Genomic DNA, 19666 nt, shown 5'->3' with positions numbered 1-19666 from the left:
CGCGTTTGGGAAAGAAACTGTTCGGGTAAACACTACTCAATGAGTCGCTGTATCCGCTGATCGCGGCTCCACATTTTACTGGATATACAATCATGACCGACACCTACGATTACATCGTGGTTGGCGCGGGCACGGCAGGCTGTGCGCTGGCGAACCGACTATCCGAGAACCCGGACCGTTCCGTCCTGCTGCTCGAAGCGGGCGGCAAGGACAATTATGCGTGGATTCATATCCCGGTCGGCTATCTCTATTGTATCGGCAATCCGCGCACCGACTGGTGCTTCACCACGGAAGCCGAACCCGGCCTGAACGGTCGCGCGCTCGGCTATCCGCGCGGCAAGGTGCTGGGCGGCTGCTCGTCGATCAACGGCATGATCTATATGCGCGGTCAGGCCCGCGATTACGATCTGTGGCGACAAGCCGGTTGCGAAGGCTGGGGCTGGGACGACGTGCTGCCTCTCTTCAAGAAATCCGAAGACTATTACGCCGGTGCCAGCGCGTTGCACGGCGCGGGCGGCGAATGGCGCGTCGAAAATGCCCGCCTGCATTGGGATATTCTCGACGCTTTTCGCGATGCCGCCGTTGCGGCGGGCATTCCCGCCACCGACGACTTCAATCGCGGTGACAATGAAGGCGTGTCCTATTTCAAGGTCAACCAGAAGCGTGGCATTCGCTGGAATTCCGCCAAGGCCTTTCTGCGCCCGGCACTGAACCGCAAAAACCTGCGCGTCGAAACCGGCGCGCAGGTGCGCCGCATCGAGATTGCGGAAATGCGCGCCAATGGCGTGACCTTCGACCAGAACGGCGCGACCCGTACCGTCAAGGCAAGGCGCGAAGTGATACTGGCCGCGGGTGCCGTCGGCTCTCCGCATGTGCTGGAACTGTCGGGCGTCGGACGCGGTGACGTGCTGCAACAGGCAGGCATTCCGGTTGCGCTGGAGCGCAAACAGGTCGGCGAAAACCTGCAGGATCACCTGCAATTGCGCTGCGCCTATAAGGTCACGGGCATTCCGACCCTCAATGAAAAGGCCAACAAGCTTTCTGGCAAGGCGATGATCGGGCTGGAATATCTGCTGCGCCAGTCCGGCCCCATGTCGATGGCACCGAGCCAGCTTGGCGTGTTCACCCGGTCGGACCCGTCTTATGAAACCGCCAATCTGCAATATCATGTGCAGCCACTCAGCCTCGAAAAATTCGGCGAAAACGTTCACCCCTTCCCCGCCTTCACGGCCAGCGTGTGCAATCTGCGCCCCGACAGTCGCGGCTCGATCCACGTCAAGTCACCGGATCACCGTGCGCAACCCGCCATCCGGCCGAACTATCTGGCGGCGGAAAGCGACCGTCGCGTCGCCGCCGATGCAATCCGCCTCACCCGCAATATCGTGGCGCAGGCACCCTTGCAGCAATATCGCCCGGAGGAGTTCAAGCCCGGCCCTGCTTACGAAACGCAGGAACAGCTGGAAAAGGCCGCAGGTGATATCGGCACGACGATATTCCACCCGGTCGGCACCTGCCGCATGGGGCAGGACAGCGAAGCGATTGTCGATCCGCGCCTGCGGGTCAATGGCATTGCGGGTCTCCGCATTGCCGATGCGTCCATCATGCCCACCATCACGTCCGGCAACACCAATTCGCCGACGCTGATGATCGCCGAGAAGGCTGCACAGATGATTATCGCGGATAATCGATAGAACGAGAATCCTGAGAGAACAGTGAGCGGAAATGGCAATCCGCTCACGCGTCTGTGAACGCAATTTCAGATTTGCAGCCGCACGGTTTTCAGAAAAAATTTTCCTTGTTTATTCCCATGCAAACGGGAATTATCGGCATCAGGGAGGGCTGGGGAGAATGATCATCTAATGATCGCAATCCGGGACCGGCTTTCCAAAATGTTCAGCTAAGGAAAACAAAGATGTCGTCAGCCCTTTCCCGTTACGCTTTGACCCGCCGCGCCGGTCTGAAAGCCCTTCTTTTCACCGCAGCCGCGCTGACCGTTGGCTTCGCCTCGGCTCCGAGCCATGCAGAAGACAAGACCATCAAGGTCGGCATCATGGGCGGCGAAGACGAAGACGTCTGGAAAGTCGTTGCCGAAGAAGGCAAGAAGCACGGCCTCAATATTGAGCGCGTGACCTTCAACGACTATAACCAGCCGAATGAAGCTCTGGAGCGCAAGGAAATCGACGCCAACGCCTTCCAGCACAAGCCTTATCTCGATGAGCAGATCAAGCAGCACGGCTACAAGATCAGCGTTGCTGGCTACACTGCCGTCTGGCCAATCGGCATCTATTCGCGCAAGCACAAGAGCCTCGACGAACTGAAGGAAGGCGCCGTCGTCGGCGTGCCGAACGATCCGTCGAACGAAGGCCGTGCGCTTCGCGTTCTCGAAGAAAAGGGCCTGATCAAGCTGAAGCCGGATGCAGGCATTCTGGCCACCCCGATCGACATTGTCGAAAACCCGAAGAAGCTTGAGATCAAGGAACTCGACGCCGGTGTGGTCGGTCGTTCCATCGACGATCTCGACGCTGCCATCGTCAACAATGACTGGGCTGCCAAGGCGGATCTGAAGAAGGAAGAAGCCATCGGCTGGGAGTCGAAGGAAAACAATCCTTACAACAACTTCATCGCTGTTCGCACTGAAGACGAAAACGCCGAATGGGTGAAGAACCTGGTCGCTTCGTTCCAGAACGACGCCGTGAAGGCCGAACTCGACCGCGCCTATAAGGGCACCGGCATCCCGGCCTGGAACTAAGCTTTTCATTTTCAATACACCGCGCCGGAACGTGTTTCCGGCGCGGCTTTTATTGACGTATGGAAAAAAATTGCCCAAAAGCATCGGCAAGAGGCCAAGCTTGGCCAGAACAGGCCTTAGCCTGAACAGGCATCATCCGTCATTGACGCCTTATCCGATTGCAGTTTGCCGCTGTTCGCAGCAGCGCATCAAACTATAGAAGAAACGAATGTGACCCCCTTGACCCCCGCCGTGACCATTGAACCGCCCTCCACCGCATCAGCGCCCATCGTCGATATGAAAGACGTGCGCCGAATGTTCGGTAACACGGCAGCCATCAATGGCGTGTCGCTCTCCGTCGCGCGCGGCGAAATCCTTGGCATTATCGGTCGCAGCGGCGCGGGCAAGTCCACGCTGATCCGCTGCGTCAACGGCCTCGAAAAGCCCGACTCCGGTTCGATCCGCATCGAGGGCCGCGAAATCACCGGCCTCGGCGAAACCGAACTGCGCCCGCTGCGCCGTCGCATCGGCATGGTGTTCCAGCATTTCAACTTGCTCTCGGCCAAGACTGTTGCCCAAAACATTGCATTGCCGCTGAAGATCGCAGGTAAGCCCAAAGCCGAGCGCGCCCGCCGCGTCGCCGAACTGCTCGAACTCGTCGGCCTCTCCGACAAGGCGAACCATTATCCGGCGCAGCTTTCCGGCGGCCAGAAGCAGCGCGTCGGCATTGCGCGCGCGCTTGCCGCAGAGCCTGCCGTTCTGCTCTCCGATGAAGCGACCTCGGCGCTCGACCCCGAAACCACCCAGTCCATTCTGGCGCTGCTGAAGGACATCAATACCAAACTTGGCCTGACCATCCTGCTCATCACCCACGAGATGGAGGTCATCCGCCGCATCGCCGACCGCGTCATCGTGCTCGATCACGGCGCGATTGCCGAAGAGGGTCCGGTCTGGAAAGTTTTCGCCAATCCGCAGTCGCCCGTCACGCAGAGCATGTTGCAGGTGCTGACGCCGGAACTGCCTGCCTCGTGGCGCGCACGCCTAACCGACAAGGCGGGAGATCGGGCCATCCTTCGCGTCAAGCTTTCAGGCGAAGCTGCGCGCGGCGCTTTCTTCAACGATGTGGCAGCGGCCACCGGCCTTGTGCCGCAGCTGATCCATGGCGGCATGGATACGATCCAGGGTGAGCCGGTCGGCACGCTCTTCATCAGCCTGCCCGCTCAGGACAAAGCGAAATTCGAAGCCGCTATCGGCTATCTCAACACCCATGCAGACGCCACGGAGGTACTCGGCTATGTCTCAGGCAATGCTTGATCTTCTCTGGCGCTCCTTCTGGGAGACCATCATCATGACCGGCTTTTCGAGCCTGATTTCGCTCGTCGTCGGTCTGCCGCTTGCCCTCATCATGATCCTGACCGAGCGCGGCGGCCTTGCCCAGAACCTGACAGTCAACACCGTGTTGGGCGCGATCATCAACGGCTTCCGCTCGGTTCCGTTCATCATTCTTCTGGTGGCGCTTATCCCGGTGACCCGCTTCATCGTCGGCACGTCTATCGGCACATGGGCCTCCATCGTGCCGCTCTCAATTGCGGCCATCCCCTATTATGCGCGCATCGCGGAAGTATCGCTGCGCGAGGTGGACAATGGTCTGGTCGAAGCTGCGCGCTCCATGGGTGCAAGTCGCTGGACAATCGTGCGCGAAGTGCTGGTGCCGGAAGCCCTGCCCGGCATCATTGCGGGTTTCACCGTGACGATCATCACGCTGGTGGGCGCTTCGGCCATGGCTGGCGCCATCGGCGCGGGCGGTCTGGGCGATCTTGCCATCCGGTACGGATATCAGCGGTTTGAAACGCAGATCATGATCGCCGTGGTGATCATCCTGATCATCATGGTCTGCGGCATCCAGTGGATCGGCGACCGTCTGGTCAGCCGCCTCGACAAGCGCAACCTGCGCGCCTGATCAAATCAATCTTGCTTATCGCCTCCTCTCACGGAAACCCGCTTCCAGCGTGTTTCCGTCGGGGTCGAAGACCAAAGCGGCAAAATAGCCCATCTCTTCCGGCCCCTGATAAGCGGGGCCGCCGCTGTCGCTGCCACCAGCGTTCAACGCCACGCGATGAAACGCCTCCACCGCATCGCGACTTCCAGCCGTGAACATGAGATGCAGACGATCGCCCGGCTTCGTGTCGGCAGCGTCCGTAGCCGCACCGGCTTCCGCGCCATGTATCCAGAGGAAGGGCACGGGCGCCCTCTCCCCGCCGCTAACGAAGAAGCCACTGCCCGAACGCGCAATAACTTCCAGCCCAAGTTCGGGCATGCAGCTTTCATAGAATGAAAGGCTACGGCGAATATCTTTGGCTTTGAAGCCTATGTGATCGAAGAGCGACATAGTCAGTAATATATCGCGGGCTTGTATAAAGAAAAGCGGCGCACCCCATTTTGGGACGCGCCGCCTTTCATTTGGAAATGTTTTTGCGAATTATCCGCGTGTGCGTGACAAACCGTCCTTCGCCGGCTGGTATTTCGGATCGAGCTGCACCGCCTTTGCATAGGAGCTGGCAGCCTTCGCCTTCTCGCCGCGATGCTCATAAACCAGCGCCTGATTGGCCCAGCTTTCCGCAACGCCCTGATCCAGCGTAATCGCGGTGTTGAAATCATCGAAAGCATTGTCGAAGTCGTTCAACGCCACATAGGAAAGGCCGCGGCCATTATATGGCTCCGGGGCCGTGGAGTTGAGCGAAATCGCCTTGGAGAAATCCTCGATGGCCTGCTTGTGCTGGCCCTTGGCCTGATAGATCAGGCCGCGATTGTGATAGGCGCGACCGTCAGTCGTCTGCAAGGCGATGGCCTGATTGAAATCGCTCAGCGCCTGATCGAGACGGCCCGCCTGACGGTAAACATTGCCGCGACCGATATAGGCGGCGTCATATTGTCCATTGAGCTGGATCGCCTTGCTGTAATCCTGCGCAGCCTTGTTGGTATCGCCCATATAGCGATAGACCAGCGCGCGGTTGGAATAGGCCTGATAGAAATTCGGATTGAGCGCAATCGCCTGATCGAAATCGCGGATCGCTTCCTTGTAGCGCCCGGCCTTGCCATAGGCGGAGCCGCGAACATTGTAGCCTTCGGGATCACGCGGATTGGACTGGATCACACTCGTAAGCGAGCTGATATTCTCGCTCGAACCCTGTGCCCGATCAACTGTGCTCAGCGCCGTTGTGGTCGAGCTTTGGCAACCGGCCACAGCCAGAGCCAACAGCGTGGCGGCAATCAAAAAACCGTGACGACCGATTCCAGCCGCGGGGTTTCCACCCAATGTCTCGAAACCCGAAACCTTTGTCCCGGACGATTGCATCACCTTGAAGCGTGTTGGCAACGACAGTGTTCCTTTTAGTTCCATCGAACCGGGCATTGACGACCCGTTTCTCTCCATCCCGCCCCGGCTCCGGTTTCGGCGCATGAGCGCTTCAACTGTCAGATAAAGACAGCGAAAAGGCGGCAGCAAAAAGTCTGTATCGCCTTTCGATACCCGGCCCGAAAGCTGAATATCCTAATTATATGTTTTTACACATAACTGGCCCGGCAAAGTCTAGAAACTTTTTTTGGGGCCGACGCTAAACTTTAATAAAAGGATGAAACCGAGTTGTTTCAGCAACAAAAACTTTGAAATCAAAACGCGCAAAATCCGGCGCAGCCTTAAGCCACACCGGAAAACAAAAAGGCGCCACAAAAGCGGCGCCTGTTTTGAGGTCGATCAGCGAGCGCCGCGGGCGCCGCCAACGAGGCCTTCACGCTGCGCACGCTTGCGAGCGAGCTTGCGAGCGCGACGAACGGCTTCTGCCTTTTCGCGAGCGCGCTTTTCAGATGGCTTTTCGTAGTGGCCGCGCATCTTCATTTCGCGGAAGATACCTTCGCGCTGCATCTTTTTCTTGAGAGCGCGGAGAGCCTGATCAACATTATTATCGCGGACGAGTACCTGCACGTGTATTCCCGTATCGGTTAGAATTTCGGTTAAGCCTGAGGCCGTTCGGGGGTCTTTTAACGATTTCAGCCGGTCTGACCGGCCGAGCAACGCCCTAAGGCTCCCAAGCTTCGCAACGGAAACGCTGCAAATTGGTGCTGGCTAATACCAGAAAGAGCCCCGGCTGTCCACCTCAACATGCAACTTTGCCCACCGCTGTTAGGAAATACCGTCCTTACACCAATTCACTATGGTTCGCGCGGGCCGAATGCGCTAATGGACCCGCTGTTTCCCGCGTAATTCGGCCTCATTAGTCGTCCAGAAGGAGACATTGTACGGCGCTGCCGATCTTTCGGCGGCGTTTCCCTTTTCTGATTCCATTTGTTTGTTTCATGTCCCTCCGCAAGCGACTCGTTATCCAGTTCACAGGCTATGAAGGCCTGCACCCCAAAGCCGTCCGTGTGCGCCACGCGCAAGTGTTGAAAGATTTCGACCGGCTGTGGAACGCCAAGACCAAGCTGCCGCCCATGACGGACGAACCAAACGATAGCGGCACGACAATGGCCGTGACACAAGGCAATGGCTGGCGTACGAAGACCGAGTTCTGCCAGTTCGGCACCGCAGATATTTTCGATGATTATGCCGCGCGCTCGACACCGAAGAGAATGCTGACCGGCTTCTTCGCCTTCATGAACATCCTGTTTACGGGCACGCTCTGGCGCTACCTGACAACGAGCTGGCGCTTCGTGCTGTTCTTCCTGTGGCCCTTCCTGCTGTCGCTTGCCATTTTGGCTGTTGCAGCCCTTATCGCCACTGCGCCGGTGGTGGCTGGCTTTTCGGTACTGCATCTTCTCTGGTCCGCGCCGCTTGCCGCCTTCCTTGCAACGCTTCTGGTGCGAAAACCCGGCGACAAGTTCTTCATGTCCTATCTGCTCGACGACTGGTCGGCAGCCTATGATCGCATTTACGACCGCAATGCGAAGCTGAACCAGCGTCGGACGGCCTTCGCTGACGCGCTGATGCGCAAGATCGAAGAAAGTCAGGCCGACGAGGTCATCATCGTCGCGCATAGTCTCGGCACCGTGCCAGCTGTCGAGGCGCTTGCCGCCGTTCAACGCCACCGCCCCGAGCTTCTGACACGGCAACCCGTGTCGCTTCTGGCCGTCGGCTCCTGCCTGATGATGATCGCGCTGCATCCACGAGCGAAGGCGCTGCGTGAAGATGTGCGCGTCGTGCTTCAAGATAGCCCGGTCCTGTGGTCGGAATTTCAGGTGCTGACGGATATCATCCATTTCTACGGTTCAGACCCGGCCAGCGCCCTGAAGATCAAGACGGCAAACCCGCCGCTCATTCATCGCATCCGCTTCAAGAATGTGCACAGCGAAAACCGCTACAAGCGCTCCAAGGGCAACTTCTTCCTTATGCACCTTCTCTATGTGCGCGGCGCCGAGAAGAAGAATTTTTACGACCTGGGCATGTTCCTGCATGGCCCGTTTTTCTTTCGCGAGCTGATGACCGCCTATAAAGATAAAGCCGCCCCTCTCGATGAAGAAGGACGGCTGCCGGTGCAATATCGCGAAGCGGCCTGATGCTCAGTCTTGCGGCGGCTCCACGACGGCTATCGTCAGCCAGGTGGCCGTCAACGCAGGCTTGAGCGAGTTTTCGATTTCAAGCGTCACGTCGTAATAATTCACGACGCGGCCCGATGGGCGAATATCCGCATCGGCCAGCTTGAAGCGCGCGCGCACCCGTGCGCCGGTCTTGACCGGCGACTGGAAGCGCAGCTTGTCGAAGCCGTAATTGATGCCCATGGTCGCGCCTTCCAGCATCGGCAGCGCTTCATAAGCCAGCGTCGACAAAAGCGACAGCGTCAGAAAGCCATGCGCAATGGTGCCGCCAAAAGGCGTTTCCTTGGCCGCGCGTTCCGGATCGACATGGATGAACTGATGATCGTCGGTTGCATCCGCAAACTGGTTGATCATTTCCTGCGTGACTTCGCGCCACTCGGAACATCCGATTTCCGTGCCGATTGCTTCGCGCAACTGGTCGAGCGTGATTGCGTCTTTCATTGGCTGGCTATTCCTGCTGAACTGATTTGCCCTTTGTTTACCTTATAAACTTCAGGCAGCAACCAGAATTTCCCGGGCGATATCATCCCAATGCGTGAAAACCTGATGCGCACCCTTGGACGACAGACGCTCGGCATGACCGTCATAGGTATGCGCGCCGCCGGTGTAACCAAAGGCGGTCATGCCCGCTGCAATCGCGCCTTCGACACCGAAGGGCGAATCCTCGATCACCACGCAGCGCGCCGGATCGACGCCCATCTTGTCGGCGGCAAACAGGAACAGGTCGGGCGCAGGCTTGCCGCGCTTCACCATGCTGGACGAATAAACCGCATCGCCGAAATAATGGCTGATGCCGGTCTTCTCCAGACTGAACGCAATACGCTCCGGGTGCGAGGACGATGCCACGCAACGCTTCTGCGGCAGTTCGCGCAAGAAATTGGCGATACCCACGGTCGGCTCCAGCGATTCCGCAAAAAGTGTGCGCGTTGCTGGCCAGAACTCGCCATCGACGCCATCTGGCAGGCGATGGCCGGTCATATCCTCGATCATCTTCATGATATCGGCCTGTTTCATGCCGATGCCCTTGGCCACCGTGCCCTGCGGCAGCTCCATGCCGTGGCTGGCATAGACCCGCTCGAAAGCGAGGCAGGACAGAACTTCGCTATCGACGAGAACGCCGTCGCAATCGAAGATCACAAGATCAAAGGGGGATACACTGCTCATTTTGGCTCCAGTGGCCCTATAAAGGGATGCATATTTTGTCGCGCTGATTGGGGGTGCGCGCCTGTCGGTGTTGATATAGAGACTGTTCGTCTATTACGCACCTATATCAACACAAGCGTGACAAATTTATCTCGCCTGTGTGGCTTTGACATTTTGCGGAGAGTTTCATGACGACAAATGTGGCACTGGTTGGACTGGCACGCGATCTTGCAGCGCGGGCTGAAACCGGCAAGCCGATCCGCATCGGTCTGATTGGCGCTGGCGAAATGGGCACCGATATCGTCACGCAGGTGGCGCGGATGCAGGGCATCGAAGTCGGCGCACTTTCCGCCCGCAGGCTGCCCAACACATTCAAGGCCGTGCGCACCGCCTATGGCGATGAAGACAATGCGCAGGAAGCCAACAGCGAAGCCGCGATGACCCGCGCCATTGAGAGCGGCAAGATTGCCGTCACCGGCGACAATGACCTGATCCTCTCCAACCCGCTGATTGATGTCGTCATCGACGCCACCGGCATTCCGGAAGTGGGCGCTGAAACCGGCATAAAGGCCATTCGCAACGGCAAGCATCTCGTGATGATGAATGTCGAGGCCGATGTCACCATCGGCCCCTATCTCAAGGCCGAGGCCGACAAGCAGGGCGTGATTTATTCGCTGGGCGCCGGCGACGAACCCTCTTCCTGCATGGAACTGATCGAATTCGTTTCCGCCATGGGTCACAAGGTTGTCGCGGCTGGCAAGGGCAAGAACAATCCGCTTAATTTCGATGCGATCCCCGACGATTATCAGGAAGAGGCCGACCGCCGGAACATGAATGTCCGCCTGCTGGTCGAATTCGTCGACGGTTCCAAGACCATGGTTGAAATGGCGGCCATCGCCAACGCCACCGGGCTTGTGCCGGACATTGCGGGCATGCACGGCCCCAAGGCCGCAATCGACGAGTTGAATCGCACCCTGATCCCGAAGGAAGACGGCGGCGTTCTCAACAAATCCGGCGTGGTCGATTATTCCATCGGGCGCGGCGTATCGCCCGGCGTCTTCGTCATTGCCAAGATGGAGCATCCCCGTCTCGTCGAGCGTCTGGAAGATTTGAAAATGGGAAAAGGCCCGTATTTCACCTTCCACCGCCCTTTCCACCTCACCTCGCTGGAAGTGCCGCTAACCGTGGCGCGCGTGGTGTTGCACGGCAAAACCGACATGGTGCCGCTGCCGAAGCCGGTGGCGGAAGTCTGCGCGGTTGCCAAGAAGGAATTGCGGCCCGGCGACCGTCTCGATGCCATTGGCCAATATTGCTATCGCTCGTGGATCATGACGACGCCGGAAGCACGTGCGGCAAAGGCCATTCCCTGCGGCCTGCTCCAGAACGGCTCGGTCATCGCGCCCATTAAGAAGGGCGAACTCATCACCTATGCCAACGCCGCGCCGCAGCCCGGATCGAAGATCGCCGAACTGCGCGCTTTGCAGGATGCGATGTTAAGGGAGTAAGGGAGTAAGGGAGTAAGGGAGTAAGGGAGTAAGGGAGTAAGGCAATACGGTCCGTATATTTGCAAGTCAAACATACTCCCCTATTCCCCTACTCCCCTATTCCCTTCTTAATGATCCAACGCCTTCACAATACTCTCCACCATCTTCTTCGCATCGGCGAAGAGCATCATGGTGTTGTCGCGGAAGAACAGTTCGTTTTCCACGCCTGCATAGCCGGAGCCCATGCCGCGCTTGATGAACAGAACCGTGCCAGCCTTGTCGACATCGAGGATCGGCATGCCGAAGATCGGTGACTTCGGATCGGTCTTCGCCGCCGGATTGGTGACGTCATTGGCGCCGATCACGAAAGCCACATCGGCCTGCGCGAATTCCGAATTGATGTCTTCCAGCTCGAACACTTCATCGTAAGGCACGTTGGCCTCGGCCAGAAGCACGTTCATATGGCCCGGCATACGACCAGCCACGGGATGGATGGCGTATTTGACTTCCACGCCTTCCGCCTTGAGCTTGTCAGCCATTTCACGCAGCGCGTGCTGGGCCTGCGCCACCGCCATGCCATAGCCCGGCACGATGATGACCTTGGAAGCGTTCTTCATGATGAAGGCCGCATCGTCGGCAGAACCCTGCTTGACCGGACGCTGTTCAACCTCGCCAGCCGGGCCGCCAGACGTATCGCCGCCAAAGCCGCCGAGAATGACCGAGATGAACGAACGGTTCATGCCCTTGCACATGATGTAGGACAGGATCGCGCCCGAAGAGCCGACCAGCGCGCCGGTGATGATCAGCGCCAGGTTGCCAAGCGTGAAACCAATGCCTGCCGCTGCCCAGCCCGAATAGGAATTGAGCATGGAGACCACGACCGGCATATCCGCGCCACCGATTGGCACGATGATCAGCACGCCGAACACCAGCGACAGAAGCACGATCAGCCAGAACACGAAATGGCTTTCGGTATTCACCAGCACAACAACCAGCAGCACGATGGCTGCGGCAAGAGCCGCGTTGATGACATGGCGTCCCGGCAGCATGATCGGCTTGCCCGACATGCGACCGTCAAGCTTGAGGAAGGCGATGATCGAGCCGGTGAAGGTGATCGCGCCAATGGCGACGCCCAGCGACATTTCGATCAGCGCCTGACCGTGGATCTGGCCCACTTCGCCGATACCGAAGGAATGCGGCGAGTAAAGTGCGGCAGCGGCCACCAGAACGGCGGCAAGACCGATCAGCGAGTGGAACGCGGCCACAAGCTGCGGCATGGCCGTCATGGCGATCCGGCGCGCGATGACCGCACCGATACCGCCGCCAATGGCGATGCCGACGACGATGAGTGCCAGACCGCCGAAGCTTGGACGCGCTAGCAGAAGCGTGGTGACGATGGAAATCGCCATACCGATCATGCCGTACATATTGCCCTGACGGCTGGTCGTCGGATGCGACAGGCCGCGCAGCGCCAGAATGAACAGCACGCCGGACACGAGATAAAGGAAGGCTGCGAGATTAACGCTCATAATGGTTCAGCCTCACTTTTCTTTTTTCTTGTACATGGCGAGCATGCGCTGGGTGACCAGAAAGCCGCCAAAAATGTTGACGCTCGCCAGAATGAGCGCAATGAAACCGAAGCCGGTTGCCCAGCCCGAAAGAGAAAGGCCAACCGCCAGAAGCGCACCCACCACGATCACCGAGGAAATGGCATTGGTCACGGCCATCAGCGGCGTATGCAGTGCAGGCGTAACCGACCAGACCACGTAATAGCCGACGAAAATCGACAGGATGAAAATCGCAAAGCGGAACACGAACGGATCGATCGCGCCGCCCGATGCGGCATGCGCGGCAGCCGCCGCAGCGTCACCCAGACCACCGGCATTTTCCGCAGCCTGACGGACGGCATCCGCGGCCTGGTTCAAGCTCTCAAGAGCTTTATCGAGACTAGTTTCGGCCATTATGCCTCTCCTCCATCAACTGGAGACTTGGGGGAAGACGAAGACTTTGCAGCGGCCTTCGGTGCTTTTGCAGGCGCTTTTTTCGCCGCTTTCGGCGCAGCAGGTTTCGCTGCATCGCCAACGACTTCTGCCTTGGCGACCTTCGGCTTTGGTGCGGCTTTCGGCTTTGCAGCCGGTTTTTCAGCGACAACAGCAGGCGCGGCATCGGCCTTGGCGAAAGCCGGGTGCAGGATCTTGCCCTGATGGGTCAGAAGCGTCGCCTTGACCAGTTCTTCTTCCGGATCGATCTTGAGAAGCTTGGTTTCCTTGTCGACCAGCGTTTCCACGAAAGCGATCAGGTTGCGTGCATAAAGCTGCGAGGCACTCGCGGCAATGCGGCCCGAAACGTTGAGATGACCAACAATCCGGACGCCATTGACCTCGGCGATCTGACCGGCGACAGCGCCTTCGACATTGCCGCCGCGCTCGACCGCGAGATCGACCAGCACGGAACCCGGACGCATGGAAGCAACCATTTCCTTGGACACCAGACGCGGGGCCGGACGGCCCGGAATGAGCGCCGTGGTGATGACGATATCCTGCTTGGCGATATGGTCGGCGACGAGTGCGGCCTGCTTCGCCTGATATTCCTTCGACATTTCCTTGGCATAACCGCCAGAGGTTTCGGCAGCCTTGAACTCATCATCCTCGACCGCGATGAATTTCGCGCCGAGCGAGGCGACCTGTTCCTTGGCGGCCGGGCGAACGTCGGTTGCCGTCACGACCGCACCGAGACGTCGTGCCGTTGCGATGGCCTGAAGACCCGCAACGCCTGCCCCCATCACGAACACCTTGGCGGCTGGAACCGTACCGGCTGCCGTCATCATCATCGGCATGGCGCGGTCATAGACTTTCGCCGCGTCGATCACCGCCTGGTAACCGGCAAGGTTCGCTTGGCTCGATAGCACGTCCATCACCTGCGCACGGGTGATGCGCGGCATGAATTCCATCGTGAAAGCCGAAATGCCAGCCTTGGCAAGTGCTGCCACCGCGTCTTCATGACCATAAGGGTCCAGCATGGCAAAAAGCGCCGCGCCCGATTTATACCCTTTGAGTTCCGTATCCGTAGGACGGCGCACTTTGAGGACAACGTCTGCCGTTTTGGCATCCGCCGCCGTGCCGATGCGGGCGCCCGCTGCCGTAAACTCGGCATCGGGGATGCGCGATTTCTCACCGGCGCCTTTTTCCACAACGACATCGAAGCCGAGCGCGATGAATTTCTTCACCGTCTCCGCCGATGCCGCAACGCGTGTCTCGTTGGGGTCACTCTCTAGCGGGATAAATAACGTCTGGGCCAAGCTGGTTTCCCTTTCATGGTCTTGATCCGGGCTTGATCCGGCCTTGCGGTCGGGCAGAATTGCGAGCCTCTCAAATGAGGCTCTTTCATAAGAACTGATATTGACGCGACAGTTGCAAATTCGTCAGGCCGTGGCGAAACGAGTGATTTTCGAGCACCGGAGCGGAGCGTACTTTTGGGTACGCGAGCACCGGTGCGCAGGAAATTGCGGGTTGCAGCCCGGCATGGCGAAGAATGCGACTGTAGTGCTAAGACATGCATAAAACCTCGGCATGGTAACCCACGCCAAGGCATTCGATCAAATCATGCGGGGTTAATCCCGGTTCTCTCTTAGATCTTGCTGCATTTTCGCAAGGCCGGATGTCGTCATCCAGCCCGCGTCAATGCGCTAAAGGATGAACCAGGCGGCGACGCAGACTAGGACAAATAGAATGGTCGCGGAAAAGAAACCACCAGCGAAAAAGCCGAACGCCATGGCAATCATAAGGGCGACGAGCGCCACCGTGCCCCATTTAACCAGGCCCGTGAAACCGGCATAAGTTTTCTCATGCTCAGCATAGTCCATCGGTGCGCCAAGTTCAGCCGGAGCCGTCGTATGATGTTCTGCCATTTTCGTTCCACCCATTCAGATTTTCCACCCAACATCCATGATGTTAAGCGAAAACACCTGCAATCTTCAACGTGTCCGCAACAAAAGCCCGGCCTATACGGCAAGTCTTTTCGTCGCAGCCAACCCTCTCTCCGCATGAAGCGGTTCCGCAGTGTTCGTAAATCGAATTCACGCGATGCGCTACATTTAAATGTTTAGAACAGTTTATGCGCCGAGGCCGGTATATTTCGCGGTCGCCATGATGGTCAGCGGCACGGAGCCGCCCCGCATATCGGCAAACATCGCCTGCCGCTCGCGCGGTAATGACTTGAAGAACGGGAAGCGCACCGCAACCGCATCGCGAATATTGCGGATCGGCGCTGCACCCAGCCCGACCTTGATGCCATAGCCCGCATGTTCGCGCGCATCGGCCATCATCGTCGTGCCGAAGATGCGTTTGTAAAAGGCCATATGCTCAGGCTTCACCGAGGCAAGGCATTGATCTGCCACGAAGAATTCTGACGCCATCGCCGCAATGCGCAATGTGATATAGGGGATGGCCGGATATTCACTCAGCAATTCGGGATCGGCGGCAAAGCGGGTCGGATCGACAAAGTGCATGCCGCTATTGAGCAGCGGATCGAGAATATCGGGAAACAGAGCATAGCTCGTTCCCTTGCGATGATCGGGCGTGATGTGATGAATGCGCAATGTGCTGACAAGCTGCCCGTCGACATGCACGCCATAGACGAAAGCGTGGCTGTCCCGGTCGATATCGTCGATGATGGACGGTACTTCGGCCTCGTCCATCACATTGCGGGTACGATAGGAACGATAACGAAGCCGACCGATCTCTTCCAGATCCTCCGCATGGACAATTCGCCGATACTCGACACGATCCAGAAAATGCAGCAGCTGTCGCGCAAAATTGGATAGCGGCGGCTTCTCCCCCGAAACAGCTGAATCAGTCATATAAGCGATTTCCGCACCACCAAATCATGCAAATCATGCACTTCAATTCAGCGCGCAGAATAAGCAGCTTTCCCTTCATGTAAAGGTATAAGTTCAACCGCATATACGCCCCCGCGCCATTTTTGAGACATAATATTGCCACAGATTCGCCACATCGAGACAGCGTTTTTGTGGGCCACCGGATGATAAATGCGCGTTGAAGCGCATTTCAGGGCCTCTTGCCGTGTTTGCCATAATTCGATGACCGGTCCCGGCAACCTGTTTTTCATTCTTGAAGCGAAGTTCAGCGCATCCGTCGCGCGCAATTGTCACGGGGCGCACGGTCCCGACCTAAAAAGGATCAGGCAACCGTACGGCCGCCCTCGCGCCATGTGACGGATTTCGTCGTCATCGAGCCGATCGTGTCGGCGGGCAGCGGCATGCCGAGAAGATAACCCTGCACCAGATCGGCACCGGCGGCAACGCGGATCAGCGCCAGCTGTTCTTCGGTTTCCACGCCTTCGACGGTCACGCCGAGACCAAGCTCGTGCGAAAGCTGCGTCACACCGCGCAATAGCATCAGCGACCGGCGGTCGGTGGTGATGTCGCGCACAAAGGAACGGTCCACCTTCACCTTGGTCAGCGGCAGCGTGTTGAGATAGCTCAGGCTGGAATAGCCCGTGCCGAAATCGTCGAGCGCAATGTTGATGCCCGCATTCTTCAGCCGCTGCAGAACCATGGATGTCTTGTTGCGGTCGGCAATGATCGCGCTTTCCGTCACCTCGACTTCGAGACGGTGTGCAGGCAACCCGGATTTCTGCAAGGCTGCGGCGATATCACGGGCAATCTCGCTGCTTTTCAGGTCGATGGCCGACAGATTGACGGAAACACCGATACGGTCCCCCCAGGTCAGGCAATCCATGCAGGCCTGTTCCAGCATGAAGCGGGTGATATCGGTGATAATCCCCATTTCCTCAGCCAGCGGGATGAATTCCGCAGGCGGCACATTGCCCAGCTCCGGATGCTCCCAGCGCGCCAGTGCTTCACAAGCAACAATGCGCAGAGACTGCGCACTGACGATGGGCTGATAGACGACCTTGATTTCATTATTGCCGATGGCCTGTCGGAGATCGGCCTTGAGCTTCTGGCGGCTGCGATATTTGGTATCCATCGCGCCGACGAAAACTGCCCATTGCCGGTCTTCATGACCTTTTGCTTCGTAAAGCGCCAGATCGGCATTGATATGCATATTGCCGACATCGCAGCTCGCGATATTCTCAATCGCGATACCGGCGCTGATCTCGATATGCACATGATCGCCATCGAGATCATAAACGCCGGACACGACCGAGGTGATATGATCCATCACGCCGGTAATTTCGGCTTGCGTCTGAAGATTGAACACAAACACCACGAACTCGTCGCCGCCGAAACGTGACACCACAAAGCGCTGCTGGTCGAGCGAATAAAGCCGCTCCGCAAACAGCCGCAACAACACATCGCCCGTGTGATGGCCAAGCGTATCGTTGACATGCTTGAAGTGGTTGATGTCGATGACGACCAGAGCGGCAAAACTGTCCGACGGCTGGTGGGCGCGCAGCGTGCGCACCATGGTCTCGAAATAATTACGGTTCGGAAGGCCGGTCAGACCATCGAACCGCGCCATATGCTGAATGCGGGCTTCTGCCTCGACACGCTGCGTCACGTCCTCGAACATGAGAACCGCGCCGTCGCCAACAGTCTGGTTGCCGATACATTCTATATAGCGCTCGCCGGAAAGTTGAAAAATGTCGCGTGTCTTGCGCCCGGCAACGAGATCGGTCATGCGGGCGCGCACATTGGTCATGTCGTTGTGCGGAAACAGCCCTTCCCGCGCGCAATAGCGCAGCAGCACTTCCAGCCTGCGCCCGTGCAGCTTGGTGTGTTCGGCGATCCGCAGCATCGCCTTGGCCTTGTTGTTGATCACCGCAATGCGGCTCTGGCCGTCGAGCATGAGAAGGCCCTGCGGCATATTATTGAGCGCGGCATCGAACCGCCCCGCCACAATCGACAGGCGCCGCTTGCCCATGACGGCAGCGAAGAGAAATTCGCGCAGGCCGTTCGCCATCTCGATATTGGACAGGAAATACGGGATCAGCAGCAGGCCGATAATGATGTGAAAGGGAGTCCCCGCAAGCACGAGCCCGGCCAGAACCGGAATGAGCGTGCAGATCGACATCAGAACGACCGCCTTCGCCGAGGCATAATTGCGCCCGACGATGGAAACGACGGAAGCCAGCAAAATGGTCAGGCTCGCCAGTTCGGCAAAGGGATCGCGCAGCACGAAGATCGAGAAGAAGCACAACATGCCGAGCGTTGCGCAGACCAGTGAAGCGCCTATGAGATAGCGCAATTCCCAGCGGTCGAGATCGGCGGATGTGAGTTGGGTAAGCCTGGCGCGATCGAACTGCCGCATGTCGTAGAGACGACCGAGAGCGACCACAGCAAAAAGCCCGGCAAAGCCGATGAAATGCCAGTCGAGTGTTTTTACATAAATGACGACACAGGCCACCACATGGGCCAGCAAGCCAAACCAGAGCGTAGTGCGATTACCATAAAGTGATCGCATGAAAGAAAGCCGCACGTCTGCAGGTATGTCAGGTTTACGGCTTCGCCACATGTCCTTGCTTGTGTCCCTATCGTGAGGGCGATTATTGCACTAATGACTTAAAAATATCTTTCGCGAAATGAAACCACAAGCTGTTACCACCGCCACCATAAGATGTATCCCAACTATTTTTACGGGAACAACTTATCTGCAAGCTGGAGAACAGCAATACAACCATAAGCTTTTAAAGCGAAGCACCTCAAACAATTTGACCGCGAAAGCAGAGCGCGAAAACGGGCTGTATTTCGCCTTCCCCGGCATCAGCTCTTCACGGGTGATCTACAGCAAAACTAGAGAATATCGCCGGGATTTCACAACCACTGGAGGAAACCCGGATGAAAGCCTGCCAGAGCCGGATAAATCGCTAGCTCGGATGGACACATTCAAAGGCTGTGCCCACCATCCACATTGACGATTGTGCCGGTCATATAGCGGCTGGCATCCGAGGCCAGCATCAGCACCACGCCGTCAAGATCCTGCGGTTCGCCAAGGCGGCGCAGTGGATTACGCCCTTTGAAGTAGCCTGCGGCGGGTCCGCTGAGCTGTTCCTCGTTGATTCGGGTCGGAAACCAGCCCGGAGAGATCGCATTGACGCGGATATCGTGCCCGGCCCATTCAAGCGCGAGCGCGCGCGTCATCTGGGTAATGCAGGCTTTGGACATGGAATAAGCCGCCGCACCCTTCTGCGGCCTGTCGCCCAGAATGCTGGTCGTATTGATAATGCAACCGCCTGCGCCATGAGCGATCATGCGGCGCGCGGCTTCCTGCGCCACGAAGAAAGCGCCAGCCACATTGACCTCGAAAATATGCTCCAGCATATCGCGTGTCGTATCAAGCGCCCGCGCCATATGGGCCACACCGGCATTATTGAACAGGGTCGTAATCGGCCCGAAACGCTGCTCGGCTTCATCGAAGGCGCGTATGATTTCGTCAGGATGGGTTACATCAGCCATGATTTCCAAAACTTCGCCGCCCGACGGACACAGGCTTTCACCGGCATGCGTGCGCGAAATGGAGATCACTTTTGCTCCATGGCCCGCCAGCACATGCACCATGCGCAGGCCCAGACCCGAGGAACCTCCCGTCACGGCAATGACCTTGCCCCGGACGGAAAAAAGCTGATCGTCAGTCATGCATCCCCTCAACTGCCAATCCATTTTCACCCCTATTAGAGCATTTCCAGCAAAAGTGCGTAGCGTCTGCGCGGGGAAATCAATTCGCTGGACTGATTTCTTATC

18 protein-coding genes are annotated in these 19666 nt (G+C 57.9%); 6 read left to right on the top strand and 12 right to left on the bottom strand.

Annotated features, from left to right (window positions below; all coding sequences use genetic code 11):
• Positions 1 to 92 precede the first annotated feature (92 nt).
• The 4 genes from QLQ11_RS11580 to QLQ11_RS11565 all read left to right on the top strand — a co-directional run bounded on the left by QLQ11_RS11580 (position 93) and on the right by QLQ11_RS11565 (position 4688).
• A complete protein-coding gene (locus QLQ11_RS11580) occupies positions 93 to 1691 on the top strand; it encodes a GMC family oxidoreductase (RefSeq protein ID WP_109369608.1) in 1599 nt (532 codons plus the stop codon).
• A gap of 221 nt (positions 1692 to 1912) precedes the next feature.
• Positions 1913 to 2749, top strand: a complete 837-nt coding sequence (locus tag QLQ11_RS11575) for a MetQ/NlpA family ABC transporter substrate-binding protein (protein ID WP_109369609.1) — start codon at positions 1913 to 1915, stop codon at positions 2747 to 2749.
• A gap of 231 nt (positions 2750 to 2980) precedes the next feature.
• Positions 2981 to 4042 (top strand): methionine ABC transporter ATP-binding protein, encoded by a 1062-nt coding sequence (locus tag QLQ11_RS11570; protein WP_121538882.1) that lies wholly within the window; start codon positions 2981 to 2983, stop codon positions 4040 to 4042.
• Positions 4023 to 4688, top strand: a complete 666-nt coding sequence (locus tag QLQ11_RS11565; protein ID WP_109369611.1) for a methionine ABC transporter permease — start codon at positions 4023 to 4025, stop codon at positions 4686 to 4688. The genes QLQ11_RS11570 and QLQ11_RS11565 overlap by 20 nt, the downstream gene beginning before the upstream one ends.
• A 15-nt stretch (positions 4689 to 4703) precedes the next feature.
• Here the strand turns inward: QLQ11_RS11565 and QLQ11_RS11560 are convergent, their stop codons facing one another.
• The 3 genes from QLQ11_RS11560 to rpsU all read right to left on the bottom strand — a co-directional run bounded on the left by QLQ11_RS11560 (position 4704) and on the right by rpsU (position 6710).
• The gene (locus QLQ11_RS11560) at positions 4704 to 5117 is read right to left on the bottom strand and encodes a VOC family protein (protein WP_109369612.1); all 414 of its coding nucleotides are present in this window, start codon (positions 5115 to 5117) and stop codon (positions 4704 to 4706) included.
• 90 nt (positions 5118 to 5207) lie between these two features.
• Positions 5208 to 6128, bottom strand: coding sequence for a tetratricopeptide repeat protein (locus tag QLQ11_RS11555; protein ID WP_109370288.1), 921 nt, complete (start codon positions 6126 to 6128; stop codon positions 5208 to 5210).
• A 354-nt stretch (positions 6129 to 6482) separates the two neighbouring features.
• Entirely contained in the window at positions 6483 to 6710 is a 228-nt protein-coding gene (gene rpsU, locus QLQ11_RS11550; RefSeq protein ID WP_078341232.1) for a 30S ribosomal protein S21, read from the bottom strand.
• A 371-nt stretch (positions 6711 to 7081) separates the two neighbouring features.
• Between rpsU and QLQ11_RS11545 the strand changes: the two genes are divergently transcribed.
• The gene (locus tag QLQ11_RS11545; RefSeq protein ID WP_109369613.1) at positions 7082 to 8278 is read left to right on the top strand and encodes an alpha/beta hydrolase; all 1197 of its coding nucleotides are present in this window, start codon (positions 7082 to 7084) and stop codon (positions 8276 to 8278) included.
• Positions 8279 to 8281: 3 nt separating this feature from the next.
• Here QLQ11_RS11545 and QLQ11_RS11540 read toward each other — a convergent pair whose 3' ends face one another.
• Entirely contained in the window at positions 8282 to 8758 is a 477-nt protein-coding gene (locus QLQ11_RS11540; protein WP_109369614.1) for a MaoC family dehydratase, read from the bottom strand.
• 51 nt (positions 8759 to 8809) lie between these two features.
• A complete protein-coding gene (locus QLQ11_RS11535) occupies positions 8810 to 9481 on the bottom strand; it encodes an HAD family phosphatase (protein ID WP_109369615.1) in 672 nt (223 codons plus the stop codon).
• Positions 9482 to 9648: 167 nt separating this feature from the next.
• Here QLQ11_RS11535 and QLQ11_RS11530 point away from each other — a divergent pair, with 167 nt between their 5' ends.
• Positions 9649 to 10965, top strand: a complete 1317-nt coding sequence (locus QLQ11_RS11530) for a 1-deoxy-D-ribulose 5-phosphate reductoisomerase (RefSeq protein ID WP_109369616.1) — start codon at positions 9649 to 9651, stop codon at positions 10963 to 10965.
• Between the two features lie 107 nt (positions 10966 to 11072).
• On the opposite strand, the gene QLQ11_RS11525 is transcribed toward QLQ11_RS11530, so the two are convergent.
• The 7 genes from QLQ11_RS11525 to QLQ11_RS11495 form a co-directional block, all read right to left on the bottom strand.
• On the bottom strand, positions 11073 to 12473 hold the full coding sequence (locus tag QLQ11_RS11525) for an NAD(P)(+) transhydrogenase (Re/Si-specific) subunit beta (RefSeq protein ID WP_109369617.1): 1401 nt from the start codon (positions 12471 to 12473) through the stop codon (positions 11073 to 11075).
• Between the two features lie 12 nt (positions 12474 to 12485).
• On the bottom strand, positions 12486 to 12905 hold the full coding sequence (locus QLQ11_RS11520; RefSeq protein ID WP_021587083.1) for a proton-translocating transhydrogenase family protein: 420 nt from the start codon (positions 12903 to 12905) through the stop codon (positions 12486 to 12488).
• Positions 12905 to 14242, bottom strand: a complete 1338-nt coding sequence (locus tag QLQ11_RS11515; RefSeq protein ID WP_109369618.1) for a Re/Si-specific NAD(P)(+) transhydrogenase subunit alpha — start codon at positions 14240 to 14242, stop codon at positions 12905 to 12907. Before QLQ11_RS11515 ends, QLQ11_RS11520 begins: the two co-directional genes overlap by 1 nt.
• Before the next feature lie 387 nt (positions 14243 to 14629).
• Positions 14630 to 14851, bottom strand: a complete 222-nt coding sequence (locus QLQ11_RS11510) for an aa3-type cytochrome c oxidase subunit IV (RefSeq protein ID WP_109370289.1) — start codon at positions 14849 to 14851, stop codon at positions 14630 to 14632.
• A 204-nt stretch (positions 14852 to 15055) separates the two neighbouring features.
• On the bottom strand, positions 15056 to 15802 hold the full coding sequence (locus tag QLQ11_RS11505; protein WP_109369619.1) for an acetyltransferase: 747 nt from the start codon (positions 15800 to 15802) through the stop codon (positions 15056 to 15058).
• A gap of 340 nt (positions 15803 to 16142) precedes the next feature.
• Positions 16143 to 18440 carry a bifunctional diguanylate cyclase/phosphodiesterase gene (locus QLQ11_RS11500; protein ID WP_109369620.1) on the bottom strand — a complete coding sequence of 766 codons (2298 nt, stop codon included), beginning with the start codon at positions 18438 to 18440 and terminating at the stop codon, positions 16143 to 16145.
• Between the two features lie 371 nt (positions 18441 to 18811).
• Positions 18812 to 19561, bottom strand: coding sequence for an SDR family NAD(P)-dependent oxidoreductase (locus QLQ11_RS11495; RefSeq protein WP_109369621.1), 750 nt, complete (start codon positions 19559 to 19561; stop codon positions 18812 to 18814).
• Positions 19562 to 19666 lie beyond the last annotated feature (105 nt).

It is taken from the genome of Ochrobactrum sp. SSR (assembly GCF_030067775.1).
In the GTDB taxonomy this organism is placed as follows: Bacteria; Pseudomonadota; Alphaproteobacteria; order Rhizobiales; family Rhizobiaceae; genus Brucella; species Brucella teleogrylli.
This window is presented reverse-complemented; position numbering and strand designations above follow the sequence as displayed.